This window comes from Shinella sumterensis, from assembly GCF_004514425.2.
Classification (GTDB): Bacteria; Pseudomonadota; Alphaproteobacteria; order Rhizobiales; family Rhizobiaceae; genus Shinella; species Shinella sumterensis.
In genome coordinates this window covers 15,001-18,200 of sequence record NZ_MYFN02000032.1, presented here as the reverse complement: position 1 = coordinate 18,200, position 3,200 = coordinate 15,001, and the positions used below count along the sequence as shown (strand labels likewise).

Annotated in this window: 1 rRNA gene; it reads right to left on the bottom strand. The window is 53.3% G+C overall.

Annotation, left to right across the window (positions count from 1 at the left end):
* Positions 1 to 353: 353 nt before the first annotated feature.
* Positions 354 to 3,161, bottom strand: a 23S ribosomal RNA gene (locus B5M41_RS26330).
* Positions 3,162 to 3,200: the final 39 nt, after the last annotated feature.

The following is a 3,200-nucleotide window of genomic DNA, read 5'->3' as shown; positions in this document are numbered from 1 at the left end:
CCCCGCCATAACCACCAGGTCGGCTAAGGGCAATGTTCATGCCTTTGGCATGAACATTGTTCCGTTTGTCTTGCTTTGGCAAACCTTTCCTGTTCGCTGGACGCTCACAGGGGTGCCAAAGCGTGCATACGGGAACGTATGAGCATGCCTTGTGCATGTAAGGAGAAGCTGGCGAAGGGGAACCCTTCCTTGTCTTTGTGAACACGTCTTTTTCTTCTTTTGGGCAACGGAGCGAAGCTCCGCAAGGCCAGAGGCCGTCGCGCCTGATGGCGCGGCCCGCCCGGAGCGCGTTTAGCGCGTCAGGACAGAAGAGATGGCTCATCGAATTTATTCGATGAGCATGAACAATGAGAACGATCAAGCCAATCGAGCTATTAGTACCGGTAAGCTTCACACATTGCTGCGCTTCCACACCCGGCCTATCAACGTGGTCGTCTTCCACGGCTCTCAAGGGAATACTCGTTTTCAGGTTGGTTTCCCGCTTAGATGCCTTCAGCGGTTATCCATTCCATATATAGCTACCCTGCTATGCCCTTGGCAGGACAACAGGTCCACCAGAGATATGTCCATCCCGGTCCTCTCGTACTAGGGACAGATCCTGTCAATATTCCTACACCCACGGCAGATAGGGACCGAACTGTCTCACGACGTTCTGAACCCAGCTCACGTACCGCTTTAATTGGCGAACAGCCAAACCCTTGGGACCTGCTCCAGCCCCAGGATGCGATGAGCCGACATCGAGGTGCCAAACAACCCCGTCGATATGGACTCTTGGGGGTCATCAGCCTGTTATCCCCGGCGTACCTTTTATCCGTTGAGCGATGGCCCTTCCACGCGGGACCACCGGATCACTATGACCGACTTTCGTCTCTGCTCGACTTGTCAGTCTCGCAGTCAGGCTGGCTTATGCCATTGCACTCGACGACCGATTTCCGACCGGTCTGAGCCAACCATCGCGCGCCTCCGTTACTCTTTCGGAGGCGACCGCCCCAGTCAAACTACCCACCATACACGGTCCTGGACCCGGATAACGGGCCGCAGTTAGACATCCATGACGATAAGGGTGGTATTTCAAGGATGGCTCCACAGAAACTGGCGTCCCTGCTTCAAAGCCTACCACCTATCCTACACATGCCGACACGAATGCCAGTGTAAAGCTATAGTAAAGGTGCACGGGGTCTTTCCGTCTAACCGCAGGAACCCCGCATCTTCACGGGGAATTCAATTTCACTGAGTCTCTGCTGGAGACAGCGGGGAAGTCGTTACGCCATTCGTGCAGGTCGGAACTTACCCGACAAGGAATTTCGCTACCTTAGGACCGTTATAGTTACGGCCGCCGTTTACTGGGGCTTCGATTCAAAGCTTGCACCTCTCCTCTTAACCTTCCAGCACCGGGCAGGCGTCAGACCCTATACGTCGTCTTGCGACTTCGCAGAGCCCTGTGTTTTTGATAAACAGTCGCTACCCCCTGGTCTGTGCCACCCCAAAACACTTGCGTGCCTTGGGGTCACGCTTCTTCCGAAGTTACGCGTGCAATTTGCCGAGTTCCTTCAGCAGAGTTCTCTCAAGCGCCTTGGTATACTCTACCTGACCACCTGTGTCGGTTTCGGGTACGGTCTATACGGTGGAGCTATTTCCTGGAACCGCTTCCCTGCACACCCAATCCAATAAGAATGTACAAGTTACGCAATCCGTCACTACCACCAGGCCCACGAATATTAACGTGGTTCCCATCGACTACGCGTGTCCGCCTCGTCTTAGGGGCCGGCTAACCCTGCTCAGATTAACTTTAAGCAGGAACCCTTGGTCTTTCGGCGAGGGAGTCTCTCACTCCCTTTATCGTTACTCATGTCAACATTCGCACTTCCGATACCTCCAGGAGCCCTCACGGGTCTCCCTTCACAGGCTTACGGAACGCTCCGCTACCACTGCGGCAACCCGAAGGTTGCTACAATCCTCAGCTTCGGTGCATGGCTTTAGCCCCGTTACATTTTCGGCGCAAAGACCCTTATTTAGACCAGTGAGCTGTTACGCTTTCTTTAAATGATGGCTGCTTCTAAGCCAACATCCTGGTTGTTTTGGGATCCTCACATCCTTTCCCACTTAGCCATGACTTGGGGACCTTAGCTGGAGGTCAGGGTTGTTGCCCTTTTCACGACGGACGTTAGCACCCGCCGTGTGTCTGCCGACTAGTACTCCTCGGTATTCGGAGTTTGGTTAGGATCAGTAAGACGGTGAGTCCCCATAGCCCATCCAGTGCTCTACCCCCGAGGGTATTCGGTCGACGCTCTACCTAAATAGATTTCGCGGAGAACCAGCTATCTCCGAGTTTGATTGGCCTTTCACCCCTAGCCACAAGTCATCCCAATCTATTGCAACAGATGCGGGTTCGGTCCTCCAGTTGGTGTTACCCAACCTTCAACCTGCTCATGGCTAGATCACTCGGTTTCGGGTCTAATGCAACTAACTCAATCGCCCTGTTCAGACTCGCTTTCGCTGCGCCTACACCTATCGGCTTAAGCTTGCTAGTTACACTAAGTCGTTGACCCATTATACAAAAGGTACGCCGTCAGCCTTGCGGCCTCCGACTGCTTGTAGGCAACCGGTTTCAGGTTCTATTTCACTCCCCTTGTCGGGGTGCTTTTCACCTTTCCCTCACGGTACTTGTTCGCTATCGGTCATGCACGAGTACTTAGGCTTGGAGAGTGGTCTCCCCATGTTCAGACAGGATTTCACGTGTCCCGCCTTACTCAAGGACAATGCCTGTTCTACGTGTACGGGGCTATCACCCGCTAAGGCCGGACTTTCCATTCCGTTCCACTTTATTCAGCATTGCCACTGGCCTGGTCCGCGTTCGCTCGCCACTACTTGCGGAGTCTCGGTTGATGTCCTTTCCTGCAGGTACTTAGATGTTTCAGTTCCCTGCGTTCGCTTCTTACCCCTATGTATTCGAAGGTAAGATACCTTATTTCAATGCTTGGAAACCTAAGCCGCCCTTGCGAGCAACTTAAATTCTCCAAGCATTTAAGGTGGGTTTCCCCATTCGGAGATCCATGGATCAAAGCTCATTCGCAGCTCCCCACGGCTTATCGCAGCGTATCACGTCCTTCATCGCCTGTGCATGCCAAGGCATCCACCAATTGCCCTTACGACACTTAATCGTTCTCATTGTCTATGCTCATCACCTAGCCGTACTCCAA